This is a genomic window from Alcanivorax sp. HI0083, from assembly GCF_001635175.1.
The window spans coordinates 1-18,075 of sequence record NZ_LWFX01001353.1 but is presented as its reverse complement, the minus strand read 5'-3'; the positions used below and the strand labels follow the sequence as shown (position 1 = coordinate 18,075).

Sequence of the window (18,075 nt, the reverse complement as noted above, 5' to 3'; positions counted from 1 at the left end):
TAAGTCAGATGCGGCATCCTGCCGCTTTTGTCTCGTCCATGATGACACCCAAAGGCTATTTACTTATTATCTACATGACAATACTGGCGACTCGTACACGTCGCCTTTTGGCATATATCGCTTTTTGGAGCACATCCATGGCACGGGTTGCGGGCAAAAACGCAGCGGACTGGCCGCTGCGCTGGGATCTGTTATTGCGCTATCGGTTGATTGAGGTGATCTCCCTTTGGGAGGGGCGGCTGACCACTAACCATCTTCAGCGGGCGTTTGGCATTGGCCGGCAGCAGGCCAGTAAGGACATCAATCAGTACCTGGGGGAATATGCGCCCGGCAACCTGGAATACGACCGTTCCCTGAAGGGGTACAAGCCCGCCAGCACCTTCAAGCCCGTATTCACAAGGGGCGTGGCGGATGAGTACCTGCAGATGATGCATTCCCGGGAGGATCTCAGTTGTGCCTTTGAGACCCTGGATGTGCGCGAACTCAATACCGAAGTGCTGCTTCCTCCTTCTCGTGACCTACGCCCCAGTGTGCTGTGCCCGATTCTCCAGGCCTGCCGGGACAAACTACGCGTGGAAATCCAGTACACTTCCTTGAGCAACCCGGAGCCGGAATCCCGCATCATTCAACCTCACACCGTGGCACACAATGGCATGCGCTGGCATGCCCGGGCCTGGTGCGAGAAGAGTAGCGACTACCGGGATTTCGTATTAAGCCGGATTCAGGATGAACCCGAATTCACCGAATTCACCGAATTCACCGAACAAAGCGAACACCACACTGAGCAGGATGATCATGCGTGGCAAGAACGACTCATTCTGCATGTCACCCCGGATCCTCGCCTCTCTGTGGCTCAACAGGACGTGGTTGCGCGGGATTACGACATGACCGATGGAGCGCTGACTATTGAGTGTCGGGCTGCCATGGCCAATTACATTGTGCAACTGCTTAGACTAGATGGGTCGCGACACCGAGACCCGGAGGCCCAGCAGGTGGTACTGGCCAACGAGGATGAGGTTAAAGGTTGGCTGTGGGGGGCCGGCTAACCGCCAGCCCGCATGCCCTCCTCTTCTAAACGCTGATCCCGCTTGGCAATCTGTTCGATCACCCACTCCTCCACTTCATCCAGCACCCAGCCCGATGAGCGCCCTCCCAGGCTCACGGGTTTCGGGAATGAGCCCTCTTGGGCGTACTTATAGATGGATGATCGGCCCAGACCTGTAGTTTCCATGACTTCTTTCAATCGAATGATTCTCATGAGATATCTCCTTCTGCTCATGAGATGAGCCATGGCTGTAAAAAACGGCCAGATGCCCTCTGGCGCTAACCAGCCCGACTATAGCGAATATTTCGGCCTCCTCTGCCGAACCTTTTGCTCTGCGCCTTCGCTAGGTAGCTCAGCCGATTAAACAGCCCAGCTTCAGTCGCTTCGAATCCCGCGCTACTACGCCTCAGCCGGTACACCCCTCCTGTAGGGAAATGCACCAAGCCAGCCGCTTCTCTCATGGTCATTCCCAATGCCCTGGCCCAAGCCATAACAATCTTTTTAGCCAGGCTATCTGCCCGCTCAGCCCGTGGATCTCCCAGCACATCCGGATCGAAGCCCCTCCCTGTGGGAAACTCGCCTAGCCCACGATAGATCTCACCATTCAGGAACAAGCAGGCATGATAATGAACCTGCTGACCTCCTACCTTCTCCTCGACGCCTATGTAACCCAATTTACAATCAGGCACCCATCGACCCTCGCGTTTACGTCGCTCCAGCTCCGCATCCACCTGTTCTTTTAGAGACCGAATGAAGGAACCAAACCAATCCCCAGATTGTACATACCCATTTTCAGGAAGATTGAGATCTACCCTCACTGCCATAGTGCTTGCCTGACTATGGATAGCTCGATGCATGGTCTGGTGGATACGCTCCAGGTATGGAATGAATAATGGCCCTCTCTGTAGTTGAACCTCATATCCGTTCCAGGGGCCTGAGTGGTGGTAAGTCAGGTGGGTATTGTCTGGGTGACGACGTCTCATTGCTAACTCCTTGAATGTAATGAATCCATAGGAATTAGCTGGTGTGTATTAATTAACCAGACATGACTATGTAGGTCTTATCTATCAATTACTTACTGGTATTTTGATCATACTTGTATGTGATATGAATCAGAGGGTAGAGAACCCTCTTTAACCCCTTCTATCAATACTATTACCGGGACCGAAAAGCAGCCCAAGCCACAACAGTCCTAGGACCCTATCTCAAATCCACTCCCAAGTTAGGTCAACCCCCCAACAGGCCACTGAACAAAGTTTCATCATTTATCACCCTCCCCAATCACAGAACCTGAAGACCTGCCCCACAGTTACACGATGGCTATCTACGGCTGCCGGTCGACCCTTCTCGAAGCACTCGACCTTGCCTCTTGGTAGCTTTAGCCCCAATGGCAACGGCGGCGACTTGCCATTGACAGAAGTTGCTCGAGGAGTAAGATCAGAAGATAGAATTATCTCTTCAATAACAGCCTCTTAGCCAAAAGCAGCCTACGTCCACGGACAATTCTACGGTGGACTCTACCAATTCTTCGACGAAGACTCGACGCGCCTCTCTACAAAATTATCGCCACAAACCACACAAACCATTGAACAACAATTCCCTATGTGACAATCTACATTGTAGATCAACATGTCACGGAACAACGTTATGCTATACAAGTTCGGCAACTCAGCACTTCCCTCCCCGCTAAACAAATTCAGTGAACGCGAACTCCGCTGGCTATGGAGGACATTGATTTTTCAAGGCGCACGACTACCTAACGAAGCAGATGTTCCCAAAACTGAGCGCCCTGGCGTTCTGGCCAGCACGATCAACTCACACAACCATCCAGAGGAACTCATCCAAGGCCTCCTTAACAAGAAAGAGAGCCAACTCCTTGACGCAAAATGGCTTGAATGGATGGATTCAGACGGCGACCGCCTGCTCGTCTGGCTTCTTTCCCAAACACAACATCTGGCCAGGCAGCCTTCTGGCTACCAACCAATCTCCGTTGACCAAACTCCTAGAGAGGAAAGAAAAGACGCAATCATTCTCACCCTGGACCTCTGGGAGGAAACCATCGAGAACAAGCAAGCCTTTATAAACGAGAGAAGAACTGAATGGGCAAGTATCCGCACCCCAGACCATGAAACACAATGGATCAACCCAAAAGACTCAGCACAACTGAAGTGGGCCTGGAGCTACTTAATCAAGCAGCAGGTAGCCGCTCCGCTTCCCAGCCCCATAGACAACAAAGACCTCCTGGCCTGCATACTCGCCACGCTAGACGATATGTCATACGGCCACCCTGCCGAGAAACAACTATTCCAAGAGAAGATGAAGAAGACCTGGAGCCAGAAGAAGTATCGCGATTCAGGCAAGGCCAAGAAGCAGCATTATATGCCGCTAACCAAGGACACCCGAGACAAGCTCAGTGCTCTTTCTGAGGAATGGAGCATGAAGCCGCACGAAGTCGTTGAGGTGCTCATTCAGGAGGCAAACGAGCAAAAACCAGCCGATGCCAACTAAGACAAAACAGCAGGCATACACACCTCGCCTCGGCGGACATACGGCCGACCACGGACGGTCGGCCCAACCTTCTTTTCGACAACCATAACAAGACCCCAACCCATAAGGGCCAGCTCACACCCGCCACATCAAGCCTTCTTGGCCTTCAAATCATCCAGGTAATCCGCCCACTGCTGCATCATCCCCACACGACCCTCCAGGTGCGAAGTACGGTTATAGGCCCGACCGTTGGCGTCCCTGACGGAGTGAGCAAGCTGGTGCTCGATCCAGTCCACCCGGACGTCCAGGACTTCATCAAGCAGGGTACGGGCAATGGCGCGCCATCCGTGCTGGGTCATCCTTCCCTTGTAACCAAGGGTTTTCAGTAGCTTGTTGAGGGTATTGTCACTGATCGGCTCCCCCGGCTTAGTGCCCTCGAAAACATAGCGGCAATTCCCGGTGAGCGGCTGGATTTCCTGGAGGATCGCGACAGCCTGGCGAGACAGGGGGACTACGTGGGGCTCCCGCATCTTCATTTTCTCTGCAGGAATGCTCCAAAGGGCCTTCTTCAGGTCAATTTCTGACCATTCGGCATGACGCAATTCGCCAGGCCGGACGAATACCAGCGGAGCCAACCGGGCCGCGGCTTTGGTGGTGGCTGCTGCCTGACAGGCATCAATGGCCCGAAGCATCTTGCCGACTTCCTCTGGCTCCAGAATCGCCAGGCGGTGCTTTTCTTTCTTAACGGCAATCTGCCCCTGAAGAGGCAAGGCGGGATTGTTATCGGCACGACCGGTCGCCATGGCAAAGTTGAAGATCTCGGAGGCCATCCCCCTCAAGCGATTGGCGGTATAGCCACTGGTCTTTTGGGTACGCTGAAGCACATTCCACAGCTCAGCCGTGGTGATTTCAGAAATGGGCCGGCTGCCCAGGAATGGAAGGAGGCCATTATCCAGCCAGATGCGCCGCTTCCTCTCCGTTGTCGGCGTCCACTTCTCGCTACTCACCTTGTTCTGTGCCCACTCTTCCGCCACCCCGGCAAAGGTATTGCGCAAGGCAGTCTCTGTGGCCATCTTATCGGCTTTACGCTGATCACCGGGGTCAACGCCAGATGCCAGCAGCTCTCGGGCTTGCTGCCGCTTGTCTCGGGCTGCTTTCAGACTTGTGCTGGGGTAGGTGCCAAGAGAGAGGCGCTTTTGCTTACCGTTGAAGCGGTATTTGAAGCGCCACCATTTGCCGCCTTTGGGAGAGATCTCCAGGAACATGCCCTCGCCATCGGAGATGCTGTAGAGCTTGTCTTGGGGCTTTGCTGCGCGGATTTTGACGTCGCTGAGTTTGTTGGTTTCCATGGCTTTCGCCGGCTTTGGGCTGTGGAGTTGGCCCCAAAGTTGGCCCCAGGTGGGGCCAGATGTCAACAAACCTTGTCGGACGGCAGCGGAAGAAACTCATCGATAACTTGCTGTTTTTAAAGCTTTCGAGGAGCTCTTCGGATGCTGCCGGACCGTCATTTGGTACCAGAGGCCGGACTTGAACCGGCACGCCCGTGAAGGCAACGGATTTTGAATCCGTCGTGTCTACCAATTCCACCACTCTGGCAGTGGGGCGCGAGTATACCAGCCCTTCACGGCTTTTCCAGCCTTTACGTTAACCGAAAGCAATTTTGATCGTGGTCACGTTATCCCGGCTACCCGCATTCAAAGCCGCCTTGAGAATGGCGGACTCGCTGGCACCCTCGGCCAGCAATTGATGTATTTCAGGCAACCGCAGCACAGAATGCACGCCATCGGTGGTCAGCAGGAATTGCTGGCCAGCCTCTACCGCAAACCGGATTTGTTCCAGTTTCAGCTTGTCGCCATTACCAATGGCCTGATAAATCACGTGGCTACGGGGATGGCACATGGCCTCTTCTTCGTTGATCTCGCCTGCGTCCACCAGTGCCTGCACAGGGGTGTGGTCCTTGGTGATGGCACTGGTGCGCGACGGATCATGCCGGTAAAGCCGGGCATCGCCGGCCCACAGCACCCCAGCCTCGCCATCGTGAATCAGCAGCACGACAACCGTCGCCCCCATGGGCTTGCTTCCCAGGTGCATGGCGGCGTGATGACGGATGGCATGGTTGGCGCTTTGCAGGGCGGCATCCACCGCCAGCAACCGGTGGGCAATACCGCCCCCGAGGGCAAGATTTTCCAGTGCATGACGGATCATGGTGGCGGCAAGGTCGCCGGCATCATGCCCGCCCATGCCATCAATAACGGCCCACAGGCCCTCGCCGTCACGGCACACCAGCGCGTCTTCATTGGCCGACCGGCGGCCTGCATGGGTGCGTCCCTGCCCCCGCCAGCAGCTCATCTCATCGCACTCGCTGCAGTAGCCAGATACCCAGCACCAGACACAGGGACGGCGGCAGGATGGCAGCCAGAAGCGGGTCAGTATGGAAGACCAGCGACAACTGGCCGAAGAATTGCTGGCCGTAATGGAAGATCAACCCGGCGACGATACCCGCCGTCAGCCGCAGGCCCATGGTCACTTCCCGCAAGGGGCCGAACACAAAGGAGATGGCGATCAGCACCATGCCAATGGTCGCCAGCGGCATGAACAGTTTCTGCCAGAAGCTAAGCATATAGTCTGCGGTTTCCAGACCCTGACGCTGCAGGTAACGGGTATATTCCAGCAGCTTGACCAGCGCCAGATTGTCCGGCTTGAGCACCACGATGCTGAGCAACTGCGGCGTCAGTTCTGTTTGCCATTCGCCCTGATCTTGCTGGTAGGTTTCAGCGTGATCCTCGAACAGCCGGGTGCCGTGGATACCCTCCAGCGACCAGAAATCCCCTTGATAGATCGCCCGCTCCACATATTGGGTTTCTGTCAGTTTCTGGCCATCACTGAAGCGATAGCGGGTCAAACCGTGCAGCACGCCATTGGGCTGCACCGCATTGATATGAATAAATTCCGGCCCTTCCCGATGCCAGTAGCCGTACTTGGAGCGCAACGCTTCACCGCCCCCCTCAGCCATGGAACGGTTACTCTGCGCCACCTGCTCGCTGTAAGGCGTCAGGTATTCACCCAGGGGAATCGACAGGATGATCAGCATCAATACCGGGCGCAGTACCAGCCAGCTCACTTTCAGGGTGGAAACCCCAGCCGCACGAATCACCGACAGCTCACCGCTATTGGCCAGCAGCCCCAGACCAATCAGGGTGCCCAGCAAAATGGCCATGGGCATGTACTCGTAAAAGCGTCGCGGCGTGGTAGTCAGGATAAACTGTAGCGCTTCCATGACCTGATAATTGCCGCGGAGAAACTCCAGCTCATAAACAAAGCCGAACAGACAATCCAGCCCGACAATAATAAACAGTATGGCCAGAGTCGGGATCATCACCGCCCGCCAGAAGTAGCGCTTGAGCAATCTCATGAGCGCGCCCTCCGCCGGAACAGGCGCCGGCCAAAGTAGAGCAGAAAGACCACCGCCCCAGCGCTCAGGTGGATCCAGATCATGCTCAGGTACCAGGGCAGCGCCCCTTTATGGTCTTCAATGGCGCTGCGACATACCAACAACATGCCCACGTACAACATATAACCCAGTACCGCGGGAATAAGACGATAAAAGCGGCCTTGCCGCGGATTGACCCGCGCCAGCGGAATCGCCGCCAGCGCCATGATCGGCACGGTGAGAATCAGCGAGAGGCGCCACTGCAGCTCCGCCAGCGCCGCCTTGTTGTCGGCTCGCTGATCCACCAGCTCCTGGGTAGAGCGCCCCCGCACTTTGGGGGGGCGACTATCGGTTTTTTCGCCACCAATACGCACTCGGGCTTCCTTGAAGCCCACTTCCTTGTAGTCCAGCTGGCCCGGCTTGCCCTGATACTGGAAACCGTCCGTCAGCAGCAGGTAACTGATGCCTTCTTCCACCACCAGCTTGCCGCTTTTCGCCCAGACGGTGAGCAAGCGGCCGGCCTCGCCCTGGCTTTCAAAACGGGCATCGGCCACGAAGACATTTTCCAGAACACCCTTTTCCCGGTTCAAGTGTTCCGCATAGGTCGCGCGCTGGGAGTCGCTGGAGCCTTTGACGTGAAACCGTCCCGGCGTAAGCAGTTCCAGCACCGACCGGTCCTTCTGCTCCTCAAAAATCCGGTTCACCTCTGCATCCCCGCGCGGCGTGACGTAGAGAGAAAACATGCCCACCAGAGTGGTGGCCATCAAGATGGGCACCGCCAGCGAACGCACCACCCGGCCGTTACCCTGGCCGCCGGCCTGCAGCACCACCATTTCGTTGTCCATGTGCATGCGCCCCAGCACCAGCAGCAAGGCGATGTACAAGCTCAGAGGAACGATCATCTGCAGGAATTCCGGCATGCGGAACGCCATCACCAGGAACAAGGCATCGGCGGCAATTTCACCGGCCGCGGCTTCCGCCAGGTATTTGATAAAGCGCCCACTGACCAGCACCATCACCAGAATAAAGGTGACCAGTACCGTGGTCATGAACACTTGCCGGTTAATATATCGATGAAGAATCAAGGGCAGGCCCACTCATTGCTGTCTGCAAAACGCACCGGGCACAATAACGGCAGGTGAATAACCCACAGCCCGGCACACACCGCCGGGCAAAAACGCCTGCGGCAGCAGTGAATGCCACCTAGTGTAACTGAGTGCTCGACCAAGGTGATAATCCCGTGTGAACAAGGCCACCGGTAGATAGCGCTGAACGGATTGCGTTTCCGCGCGTGACGGCCCACTATTTCCTTTATTTATCGGGTGAACCGCGCCCCACCCTTTTCTTGATCTGGAGACAGCATGGACTTCGCAGTAAGCAACAAGCCCCTGGAAAAAAGCAAGGCAGACGCCCTGGTCGTACTGCTGAGCAAGAAAAATGATCTTCCCGAAGCCCTGCCCGACAGCACCCGCGAACACATTGCCCAGTTCATGAAGGCCGGCGATTTCAGCGCAAGCAAAGGTCAAATGAGTTGGCTGCATACTCCCGCTGGCGCCAACGCGGCCCGCCTGCTGCTGGTCGGCACCGGCGATAGCCCGCTTAGTGACCAGGGCTGGCTCTCCCTGGTACAAAAAACGACCAAAGCCCTGACCGCCGCCCCGGTGAAACAGGCCCTGTGGCTGTTGGATAACTCCCTGCCCCAAACACAGGAATGGCAAGTTCGCGAAGGCAGTCGGGTAGTGGAAGAAAACACCTACCGTTTCGACGCCTACCGCAGCAATCCGGCACCGGCCAGCAAACTGGCCAAACTGACCTTTTGTCACGCGGGTAAAGAACCTGCGCTTGCCAAGGCACACAAAACCGGCAAGGCGGTCGGTGTTGGGGTCAATCTGGCCCGGGATCTGGGCAACCTGCCCCCCAATGACTGCTACCCGGAATACCTGAGCGGCGTGGCCCGCGACATGGCCAAGGACTACGAAAAACTTACCGTGAAAGTGCTGAGCCAGGCACAGGCGGAAAAAATGGGCATGGGCGCCTTCCATGCGGTGGCCAAAGGGTCCGAACGCCAGGGCCAGATCATTGTGATGGAGTACAAAGGCGCCAAACCGACCAAACAAGGCCCCGTGGCACTGGTCGGCAAAGGCATCACCTTCGACACCGGTGGCATCTCCCTGAAACCCGGTGCCACCATGGATGAAATGAAATACGACATGGGCGGTGCCGCCAGCGTTTTCGGCTCCGTAAAGACCGTGTGTGAGTTGGGCCTGCCGATCCATCTGGTCGCCGTCGTGGCCGCCGCAGAAAACATGCCGGACGGGCGGGCCGCCCGCCCCGGGGACATCGTCAAGACCCTGTCCGGGCAGACCGTGGAGATCCTCAACACCGATGCAGAAGGCCGTCTGGTGCTGTGTGATGCGCTGACCTATGTGCAGCAGAAACACAAGCCACATACCGTCATCGACATCGCCACACTCACCGGCGCCTGCGTGGTGGCACTGGGCGCCCATGCCCAGGCGGTTTACGCCAACGATGATGCACTCAGCGAAGCCCTGCTCACCGCGGGCAAGGAAACCGGCGACCGCGGCTGGCCCATGCCCCTGTGGGACGAGTACCAAAGCCAGCTGGACAGTCCCTTCGCTGACATGCAGAACATCGGCGGCCCCAAGGCCGGCTCCATCACCGCCGCGTGCTTCCTGTCCCGCTTCACCAAAGACGTGAAATGGGCGCATCTGGACATCGCTGGCACCGCCTGGGTCAGCGGTGGCATGAACAAAGGTGCCACCGGCCGCCCTGTGCCCATGCTCACCCGCTATTTGATGGACAACGCCTGATGCTTGATGCCAAACGCCTGACAAAACCACCCGCGTCAGGCGTCCGGCGTCGAGCGTCAGGCTTATTGCCATGACCGAAGTCACTTTCTATCTCAGCAGCAAGGCCGGAGACGGTGTGCGCCAGGCGCTGGCCTGGCGGATTGCCGATAAAGCATTGAAACAGGGCCGCCAGGTCTATGTGCATTGCCAGAATGAGGCCCATGCACGGCAAGTGGACGCGCAATTCTGGCAATCTCCTGCAACAGGTTTCTTGCCCCACGCCCTGGGCGGTGAAGGCCAGGCACCGGTATTGCTCGGGTTCGGCGACGACCCCGGCCATCATCACGATGTGCTGATCAACCTCACCGACCAGGTGCCGGACTTTTCGTCCCGTTTCCAGCGGGTGGCCGAAATGATCAGCGGCGCCGAGACCGAACGACAAAAGGGGCGCGAACGCTTCCGCTTCTATCGGGACCGGGGCTTTCCCGTTACCACTCATGAACTGGGCTGACCACTGCGAGCGACACGGCGATGAGCAACAACAAGGAGACGGCAAAACACGCGCTACTCAAGGAACTGGATGATGTCCAGTCGCTGCTAGATGATGCTGACAGCCCGACTCAGCCGCCCCTGCTGAAACCCTCAGCAGACACCTCAGCTCCGGACCCTCAGCGGATCCGGCAGCTCGCCAGCGAACGGGCCAATCCATTCCTGTCTGGCCACCCAGAACCAGGCAACCCGCAAGCGTCGCCAGCACCGTCCGTGCCCACACCTGCCCCACAGCAAGCGCCGGCACCGCGCCCGACGCTGACCAACAGCGATATCGACGCCGCCATTGACGAACTGGTGGCCGAGGCCCTGCCCAAGCTCGAAAAGGCCCTGCGCCTGAAGCTGCGCGCGGCCCTGCGCCGGAAAGCCTGACTCACCTCCTCAGCCCAGATGCCTTTGTGAAAGTGAGCCGCCGTTTCTGTTTGCCTCGCCAGGCATCCGGTGCCCAGTGCCAGGCGTTTTCTCACAACCCGCGACGAACCCGCCCCGCTTCGCTATAATTCGCCCTCATTTTTTCTTGTTTAGAAGCGGTGATCATGGACAAAACCTACCAACCCGATCGCATCGAGCAATCCTGGTATGAACACTGGGAAAAGGCCGGTCATTTCAAGCCGAGCGGCCAGGGTGATTCCTTCTGCATCATGATCCCGCCCCCCAATGTGACCGGCAGCCTGCACATGGGTCACGCCTTCCAGGACACCATCATGGACACCCTGGTGCGCTACCGCCGCATGCAGGGCCGCAACACCCTGTGGCAGGTGGGCACCGACCATGCCGGCATCGCCACCCAGATGGTGGTGGAACGCAAACTGGCCGGCGAAGGCACCAACCGCCACGAGTTGGGCCGTGAGAAATTCCTTGAGAAAGTCTGGGAGTGGAAAGGCGAATCCGGCGGCACCATTACCCGCCAGCTACGCCGCATGGGCGCCAGCGTGGACTGGACCCGCGAGCGCTTCACCATGGACGACGGCCTCTCCAACGCCGTGCGCGAAGTCTTTGTGCGCCTGCACAAGGAAGGCCTGATCTACCGCGGCAAGCGGCTGGTCAACTGGGATCCTGCCCTGCACACCGCCATCTCCGACCTGGAAGTGGAGAACGTGGAAGAACAGGGCCACATGTGGCACTTCCGCTATCCGCTGTCTGATGGCTCCGGCCACCTGGTGGTCGCCACCACCCGCCCGGAGACCATGCTCGGCGATACCGCCGTGGCCGTGCACCCGGAAGACCCGCGCTACAAGGACATGATCGGCAAGACCATTCGCCTGCCACTGGCTGATCGCGACATCCCCATCATCGCCGACGATTACGTGGACCCGGACTTCGGCTCAGGCTGTGTGAAGATCACCCCGGCCCATGACTTCAACGACTATGAAGTGGGCAAGCGTCACGACCTGCCGATGATCAACATCTTGACCATTGATGCAGCGCTGAATGACGAAGTGCCGGAAGCCTATCGCGGCATGGACCGTGTGGATGCACGCAAGAAGGTGGTCGACGATCTGGACGCCCTGGGCCTGCTGGAAAAAGTCGCTGACCACACCCTGCAGGTGCCCCGTGGCGACCGCTCCGGCGTTGTCATCGAACCCTACCTCACCGACCAGTGGTTCGTGGCCGTGGAAGAGCTGGCCAAGCCTGCCATCGCTGCGGTGGAAAACGGCGACATCCAGTTTGTGCCCAAGAACTACGAAAATATGTACTTCTCGTGGATGCGTGACCTGCAGGACTGGTGTATTTCCCGCCAGCTGTGGTGGGGCCACCGCATCCCGGCCTGGTACGACGCTGACGGCAATGTCTATGTGGGCCGTACGGAAGAAGAAGTCCGTGCCGACAACAACCTGGGCGACATCCCCCTGAGCCAGGACGACGACGTGCTCGACACCTGGTTCAGCTCCGCCCTGTGGACCTTCTCCACCCTGGGCTGGCCGGACGACGAGGAAATGCTGCGCACCTTCCACCCCACCGATGTGCTGGTCACCGGCTTCGACATCATTTTCTTCTGGGTGGCCCGGATGATCATGATGACCCTGAAGTTCACCGGCGAGGTGCCCTTCAAGAAGGTCTATGTACACGGCCTGGTGCGTGACAACGACGGGCAGAAAATGTCCAAGTCCAAGGGCAACGTGCTCGACCCGCTGGACATGATCGACGGCATCAAGCTGGAAGAACTGGTAGAAAAGCGCACCAAGGGGCTGATGCAGCCGCAGAAGGAAAAGCAGATCACCAAGCGCACCCACAAGGATTTCCCCGACGGCATCAATGCCTACGGCACCGATGCCCTGCGTTTTACCTTCCTGTCACTGGCCTCCACCGGCCGCGACATCAAGTGGGACATGGGCCGCATCGAGGGCTACCGGAACTTCTGCAACAAGATCTGGAACGCCGCCCGCTATGTGATGATGAACACCGAAGGGGAAGATTGTGGCGTCGCTGCTGACAGCGACATTGAGCTGTCCCTGGCGGACCGCTGGATTATCTCGACCCTGCAACGGGCCGAGCAGGAAGTCAGCGACGCACTGGACAACTTCCGTTTCGACGTGGCCAGCCATGCCGCCTATGAATTCATCTGGAATGAATACTGTGACTGGTATCTGGAGCTTTCCAAGCCAGTGCTCTGGGGTGACGAGTACTCCGCTGCCCAGAAACGTGGTACCCGCCGCACTCTGGTCACGGTGCTGGAAGCCATTCTGCGCCTGGCCCATCCTTTCATGCCTTTCATCACTGAAGAAATCTGGCAGAAGATTGGCCCCATGGCTGGCAAGAGCGGGAACACCCTCATGCTGCAAGCCTTCCCGGCCAGCGACGCCAGCAAGATTGATGAAGAGGCGGAAACCGGCGCGGAATGGGTCAAGGCCGTTATCACTGCAGTGCGCAACATCCGCGGCGAGATGGGCATCCCGCTAGGCAAGGCGTTGCCAATTTATCTGCATAACGGCAAAGACTCCGACCAGGCCCTGCTGGACGCCAACCGCGTCTTCCTGAGTAAACTGGCCAAACTGGAATCCATTACCTGGCTGGCAGCGGAAGACTCCGCCCCTGCCTCCGCCACCGCGTTGGTAGGCGACATGGAGATTTTGGTACCCATGGCCGGGCTGATCGACAAGGAAGCGGAGATCGAACGCTTGTCCAAAGAGACCGACAAGCTGCGCAAGGAAGTGGGCCGCGCAGAAGGCAAGCTGAAGAACCCCAAGTTTGTCGACAAGGCCCCCCAAGCCGTGGTGGACAAGGAAAAAGCCAAGCTGGACGACTACCGCTCCCAGCTCGCCAAGCTCGAAGAGCAGCTGGAAAAAATCAAATACCTGTAAGGACGGCCATCATGGATGATCCCCGCCGCGCCCGCATACTCACCTGCGCCCAGGAAGTCTTCGCCAGCGAAGGCTTCCGCAGTGCAGAGGTGAAAACCATCGCCGAGCGGGCCGGCGTGGGCAAGGCCACCATCTATAAATTCTTTCCTTCCAAGGAAGCCTTGCTGCTAACCATTGTGAAGGAAAACCTGAATACCATACGCGACCTGATCCTCTCCGAACTGATCAGCGTCTCGCCCCCACTGGAGCGCCTCGAAAGCCTGTGCCGTGCAGTGGCACGCTACCTGGAACAGAATCAGGATTTTTCCCGGGTACTGATTCAGGAGGCAGGTGATTTCATGGGCGACATCCAGCGCCAGTACCTGGCCCTGATGGAACAAAACCTCCCGCTGGCTGACGCGTTTTTCAATGAGCTGCGCAAAGACGGCTATTTCGTTGCCCTTCCCACTCGCGATACGATTCTGATGATGGTAAACCTTGTCACCGGAACCACGTATACATGGGCCCTCACAGGAGAGGGCAGCCTGGAACAACAAGCCGCAGACTACATGAAGGTGTTGATCCGCGGCCTCAGATAGGAAGAGTCGAGATCATGCGCCTTATGGTTATCTTCACCGCGTTGCTTTCCACCACCCTGATTCACGCAGGAACACTGAGTCAGCTGACCGATGCCCCCCACCGCACCCCGCAGGAAAAAGCCCGTGACGAATACCGCCATCCGGTAGCAACCCTGAATTTCTTCGATGTCCAAAAGGACATGACTGTGGTGGAAATATGGCCCGGTGGCGGCTGGTACACGTCGATTCTGGCGCCCTGGCTTTACAAGTCTGGCACTTATTACGCCGCCCACTTCCCTGAAGACAGCGACATCCCTTTCTACCGCCGGTCCGTGACCCAGTTCAAGGCCAAACTGGCAGAACACCCGGAGATCTACGATCACGTCCGCGTCACCGCGCTCAACCCTCCCAGCTACACCGTTATCGCCCCGGCGGGCACAGTAGACCGCGTTCTAACCTTTCGCAACGTGCATAACTGGGCCAAGGCCGGCAAGACCGAAGCCGTGTTTGCCAGCTTTTACCAGGCCCTTAAACCCGGCGGCATTCTCGGCGTGGTTGAGCATCGCGCACCGGAAGTGCGGCCACTGGAAAGGCAGATCGAAACGGGATACATGAGCGAAGGGTATGTGATTGCCCAGGCCGAACAGGCCGGGTTCAAACTGGTAGATCAATCGGAAATTAACGCCAACCCCAAGGATCAGGCCAACCATCCTGCCGGGGTCTGGACTCTCCCCCCCAGCCTGAGGCTCGGCGACAAGGACCGGGACACTTATGAAGCGATCGGGGAGAGCGACCGAATGACACTCAAATTCGTCAAGCCGGAGTAACCCGGCCCGACAGAAACCTCACGACGCCGGGCGCTCCAGCATGCCCGGCGTAACCTCACCCAGCACCAGGGATTCAGCCACCCCCACCGCCACGCGCAAACACTGGTCCAGCCGCTCCTGGGAAAAGCCTCCGTCCTCGAAGATGTACAACGAGTAGTTTTCCAGCATCCAGAGCATGGTCAGAAAAACCAGTGGTTCGTAGTTCTTGCCGGTAAAGCGGTTAATCTGTACCGCAAGCACTTCCGATGCCAGGGTTTGTGCGCGAGTACGGTGTGGCGCAAGGGCTGAATCAGAAGAGCGAGCCTCTTCCATCATCAGCTTGATCACCGGCCCCATACTCACGTGGTAATCGAAATACACCTTGGTAGTGTTGCGGATGATGTCATTGGCAGACGATGCCTGCTTCACCTCTTTGTGGAAGTGCAGCAGCATGTTATCCACAAAAATACGGTAAATGCTTTCCAGCACATCCATCTTGTTGCGGAAGTACTTGTAGAAAGTACGGCGTGACACGTCAGAAGCATCCAGCAGGTGTTGAACTGTCGTGCGCTGCAACCCGCGCTGGGCAAAAACCTGCATGGAATGGATCAGGATCTCCGCCCGCGCCTGGGAGCGTTGCCCCCCTTCTTCGCGGGCATGCACTTCCAACACCTGATTCACCACCTGGCGAATCGCATCAATGTCACTGCTTCCTGTCTGCACCTGACAAATACCCCTTACAATGTATACTTTGCGGTAGCTTAACCAACGGTCATCACAGAGTAAACACCGAGTTTATCCTAAGCCATGACCGTTCCGCTCACCCCATCACTACTCCTGTGGCGCTTCCAGACCTTTTCGTGAAAGTGATAGGCCACCGTATTCACGCATGGCTCCACCAACGCGGTCAAACCCCCGATACGCCAGTCACCGGTCATCGCCCAGACGACCAGAAACGCCACCGAAATATGCATTGCTCCAAAACTGATTGTCTTGGCCATAACATGCCCTCCTTTTCGATTATCATCGCCAACCCTATCCCTATAGAGAAATACTATTCCCATATCTCAACAATAGCTAATAGCAATCATTATCACTACGCGATTATCAAGGATTGTTAACTTGCCCCCTAAATCATGCGCCAGTCACGCGCAGTGCTTTACTCTATGGCATCCGCCAACCACAGGGTTTACATCATGAGCAAGAAAGCCTTACTGATCCTCCACGGCAAACAAGCCGCTAATCAGGCAGTTCGCGATGCGGTTATGGACTGGCGTGATCAGGGCCATGAGCTGGCTGTTCGAGTCACCTGGGAAGCCGGCGACGCGAAACGCTATGTGCACGAAGCGCTGAATAACGGCTTTACCACCATCATTGCCGGGGGCGGTGACGGATCCGTACGCGACATTACCCAGGCGTTGATGGAGAGTGGTCAAAAGGATCTGGAACTGGCAATCCTCCCCCTCGGCACAGCAAACGATTTTGCGACTGCTGCTGAGATCCCTGTGGAACCTGCAGCCAGCCTGTCCTTGCTCGAGAATATTCCGCAGCCCTGCGACGTCATACAGGTTAACGACCATTATTTCCTCAACATGGCTACCGGCGGTTTCGGTACAGAAGTGACGACCCAGACGTCGGAAGATTTAAAAAAGATGCTTGGTGGTGCAGCCTACCTGCTCACCGGGCTAACCCGCTTCCCGGAAATCGAATCAGCCAAAGGGCACTTCAAGGGTGAAGACTTCGAATGGGAAGGTGAATTCCTCGCCCTGGGTCTGGGCAATGGCCGCCAAGCTGGTGGTGGACAGCGGTTATGTCCCGATGCACTGATTAATAATGGCCTGTTCGATGTGGCAATCTTGCCCGCCGACATGGACTTGCTCGCCGGCGTAAAAGAACTGTTCGACAGCGAGGCCCGTCAAGACCCAAGCCAGGAAGGCCTTTTTGTACGCACCCGACTCAGTGAGATGCACATTGAGACCCCCACCTCAATGAACCTGAATCTGGACGGCGAACCCATACAGAGTACCACCTTTCGCATCCGTGCCATTCCGAATGCATTGCGCCTGTATCTGCCAGAGCGCAGCCCCCTGTTAGGCTGATGCCTGCTGAGAGCCGCCACAACGCTGAACAAACTCGCGAACTTTCTGCCGGCGTTGATCCAGCTTGTGGCCATACAAGGGAAAGTGTTCCCACACCGCCAGATCCTTTACCCCGTAGCGGCGGGTTGCTACTGCCACAACCATCATGCCGGTACGGATAACCCCCATCTCGCAGTGCACCAGGCAACGGCTTCCCGTGCGGTCAATTTCCCCCATTAATTGCAGAATCTGCGCTTCTGTTGGCGGAGTGTCCTGAGCCATTGGAATATTAACCAGATTCAACCCATGGCGACGACAGTATGCCTCTTGCCGTGCATACCACCCATTCTTGCTGTACTCAGACTCCAGGCGCAAATTAACGATAGTGTTGATTTTCAGCACCCGGTGCATGATACGTAACCCAACCGGCCCCAGAGTACCACTACGGTAAAGCTTGCCGGACTCCACTACGCGGAAGTGATACATCAGCTTGCGGTACCGATAAATGAACAAGGCAACAAAAGGGATAGCAACAGCTGTATACAACAACATGGCAAGACTCCGCAGCATTGAACGTCAGCGCAGTCTGGCGGGTCTTTTTGGCAAACGTATTACAGGGAGGCGTTGAATGTAATAGCGCGGGGTTGAGCAGGGATGTCCAAACCCTGAATACAAAAAACCCCCGTCACTTTCGTGGCGGGGGTTTTTTGTTTGGTTTAAGAGCCTGACGATGACCTACTCTCACATGGGGAAGCCCCACACTACCATCGGCGATATGTCGTTTCACTTCTGAGTTCGGCATGGGATCAGGTGGTTCCAACATTCTATGGTCGTCAGGCAAACTGGTTTGGTTGTCCTGAATAATCAGGATGACCAAATAGGTTGCCTTACCGGTGTTCTCTACCGAAGTAGAACTGCTTGCTCACCGGCAAAGCCAAATTGGGTAACGAGAAGTTTGCTATTCAACTGCAAGGTTAGTATCTCTCACACCGTATCTTTGCGTTACCTGGC

18 protein-coding genes, 1 tRNA gene and 1 rRNA gene are annotated in these 18,075 nt (G+C 57.0%); 9 read left to right on the top strand and 11 right to left on the bottom strand.

Going from position 1 to position 18,075, the window contains the following annotated elements; all coding sequences use genetic code 11:
- The first annotated feature begins 137 nt into the window (after positions 1-137).
- Positions 138-1,046, top strand: a complete 909-nt coding sequence (locus A3754_RS20350; protein ID WP_063521152.1) for a YafY family protein — start codon at positions 138-140, stop codon at positions 1,044-1,046.
- Here A3754_RS20350 and A3754_RS20345 read toward each other — a convergent pair.
- Positions 1,043-1,258, bottom strand: coding sequence for an AlpA family transcriptional regulator (locus A3754_RS20345; protein WP_035460473.1), 216 nt, complete (start codon positions 1,256-1,258; stop codon positions 1,043-1,045). The genes A3754_RS20350 and A3754_RS20345 overlap by 4 nt on opposite strands.
- A gap of 65 nt (positions 1,259-1,323) precedes the next feature.
- Entirely contained in the window at positions 1,324-2,028 is a 705-nt protein-coding gene (locus tag A3754_RS28870; protein WP_063521151.1) for an inovirus Gp2 family protein, read from the bottom strand.
- 664 nt (positions 2,029-2,692) lie between these two features.
- Between A3754_RS28870 and A3754_RS20335 the strand changes: the two genes are divergently transcribed.
- Positions 2,693-3,553 carry a hypothetical protein gene (locus A3754_RS20335; protein WP_063521150.1) on the top strand — a complete coding sequence of 287 codons (861 nt, stop codon included), beginning with the start codon at positions 2,693-2,695 and terminating at the stop codon, positions 3,551-3,553.
- A gap of 128 nt (positions 3,554-3,681) precedes the next feature.
- On the opposite strand, the gene A3754_RS20330 is transcribed toward A3754_RS20335, so the two are convergent.
- From A3754_RS20330 to lptF, 5 genes are all read right to left on the bottom strand, one after another.
- Positions 3,682-4,881, bottom strand: a complete 1,200-nt coding sequence (locus tag A3754_RS20330) for an integrase arm-type DNA-binding domain-containing protein (protein ID WP_063521149.1) — start codon at positions 4,879-4,881, stop codon at positions 3,682-3,684.
- 160 nt (positions 4,882-5,041) lie between these two features.
- A tRNA-Leu gene (locus tag A3754_RS20325) sits at positions 5,042-5,128 on the bottom strand.
- A gap of 48 nt (positions 5,129-5,176) precedes the next feature.
- Positions 5,177-5,881: a PP2C family serine/threonine-protein phosphatase gene (locus A3754_RS20320; protein ID WP_063521148.1), complete on the bottom strand. Its 705-nt coding sequence runs from the start codon at positions 5,879-5,881 to the stop codon at positions 5,177-5,179.
- 1 nt (position 5,882) lies between these two features.
- The gene (gene lptG, locus A3754_RS20315) at positions 5,883-6,944 is read right to left on the bottom strand and encodes an LPS export ABC transporter permease LptG (RefSeq protein WP_063521147.1); all 1,062 of its coding nucleotides are present in this window, start codon (positions 6,942-6,944) and stop codon (positions 5,883-5,885) included.
- Positions 6,941-8,059, bottom strand: coding sequence for an LPS export ABC transporter permease LptF (gene lptF / locus A3754_RS20310; protein WP_255363147.1), 1,119 nt, complete (start codon positions 8,057-8,059; stop codon positions 6,941-6,943). Before lptF ends, lptG begins: the two co-directional genes overlap by 4 nt.
- A 264-nt stretch (positions 8,060-8,323) precedes the next feature.
- On the opposite strand from lptF, the gene A3754_RS20305 reads away from it, so the two are divergent.
- The 6 genes from A3754_RS20305 (at position 8,324) to A3754_RS20280 (ending at position 15,007) form a co-directional block, all read left to right on the top strand.
- Positions 8,324-9,793 (top strand): leucyl aminopeptidase, encoded by a 1,470-nt coding sequence (locus A3754_RS20305; RefSeq protein ID WP_063521145.1) that lies wholly within the window; start codon positions 8,324-8,326, stop codon positions 9,791-9,793.
- 70 nt (positions 9,794-9,863) lie between these two features.
- Complete coding sequence (locus tag A3754_RS20300) at positions 9,864-10,283, top strand: DNA polymerase III subunit chi (protein WP_063521144.1); 420 nt, start codon at positions 9,864-9,866, stop codon at positions 10,281-10,283.
- 20 nt (positions 10,284-10,303) lie between these two features.
- Positions 10,304-10,693, top strand: coding sequence for a hypothetical protein (locus tag A3754_RS20295; RefSeq protein WP_063521143.1), 390 nt, complete (start codon positions 10,304-10,306; stop codon positions 10,691-10,693).
- Between the two features lie 164 nt (positions 10,694-10,857).
- Entirely contained in the window at positions 10,858-13,623 is a 2,766-nt protein-coding gene (locus tag A3754_RS20290) for a valine--tRNA ligase (RefSeq protein ID WP_063521142.1), read from the top strand.
- Positions 13,624-13,634: 11 nt separating this feature from the next.
- On the top strand, positions 13,635-14,201 hold the full coding sequence (locus A3754_RS20285) for a TetR/AcrR family transcriptional regulator (RefSeq protein WP_063521141.1): 567 nt from the start codon (positions 13,635-13,637) through the stop codon (positions 14,199-14,201).
- Positions 14,202-14,215: 14 nt separating this feature from the next.
- On the top strand, positions 14,216-15,007 hold the full coding sequence (locus A3754_RS20280) for a class I SAM-dependent methyltransferase (RefSeq protein ID WP_063521140.1): 792 nt from the start codon (positions 14,216-14,218) through the stop codon (positions 15,005-15,007).
- 18 nt (positions 15,008-15,025) lie between these two features.
- On the opposite strand, the gene A3754_RS20275 is transcribed toward A3754_RS20280, so the two are convergent.
- Positions 15,026-15,709: a TetR/AcrR family transcriptional regulator gene (locus A3754_RS20275; RefSeq protein ID WP_063521139.1), complete on the bottom strand. Its 684-nt coding sequence runs from the start codon at positions 15,707-15,709 to the stop codon at positions 15,026-15,028.
- 77 nt (positions 15,710-15,786) lie between these two features.
- Positions 15,787-15,987 (bottom strand): DUF2061 domain-containing protein, encoded by a 201-nt coding sequence (locus tag A3754_RS20270; protein WP_063521138.1) that lies wholly within the window; start codon positions 15,985-15,987, stop codon positions 15,787-15,789.
- 195 nt (positions 15,988-16,182) lie between these two features.
- Between A3754_RS20270 and yegS the strand changes: the two genes are divergently transcribed.
- Positions 16,183-17,085, top strand: coding sequence for a lipid kinase YegS (gene yegS, locus A3754_RS20265; RefSeq protein WP_063521137.1), 903 nt, complete (start codon positions 16,183-16,185; stop codon positions 17,083-17,085).
- Here the strand turns inward: yegS and A3754_RS20260 are convergent.
- A complete protein-coding gene (locus tag A3754_RS20260) occupies positions 17,077-17,616 on the bottom strand; it encodes a tyrosine-protein phosphatase (protein WP_063521136.1) in 540 nt (179 codons plus the stop codon). The two genes, yegS and A3754_RS20260, sit on opposite strands and share 9 nt — an antisense overlap.
- 170 nt (positions 17,617-17,786) lie before the next feature.
- Positions 17,787-17,902, bottom strand: a 5S ribosomal RNA gene (gene rrf / locus A3754_RS20255).
- Between the last annotated feature and the right edge of the window lie 173 nt (positions 17,903-18,075).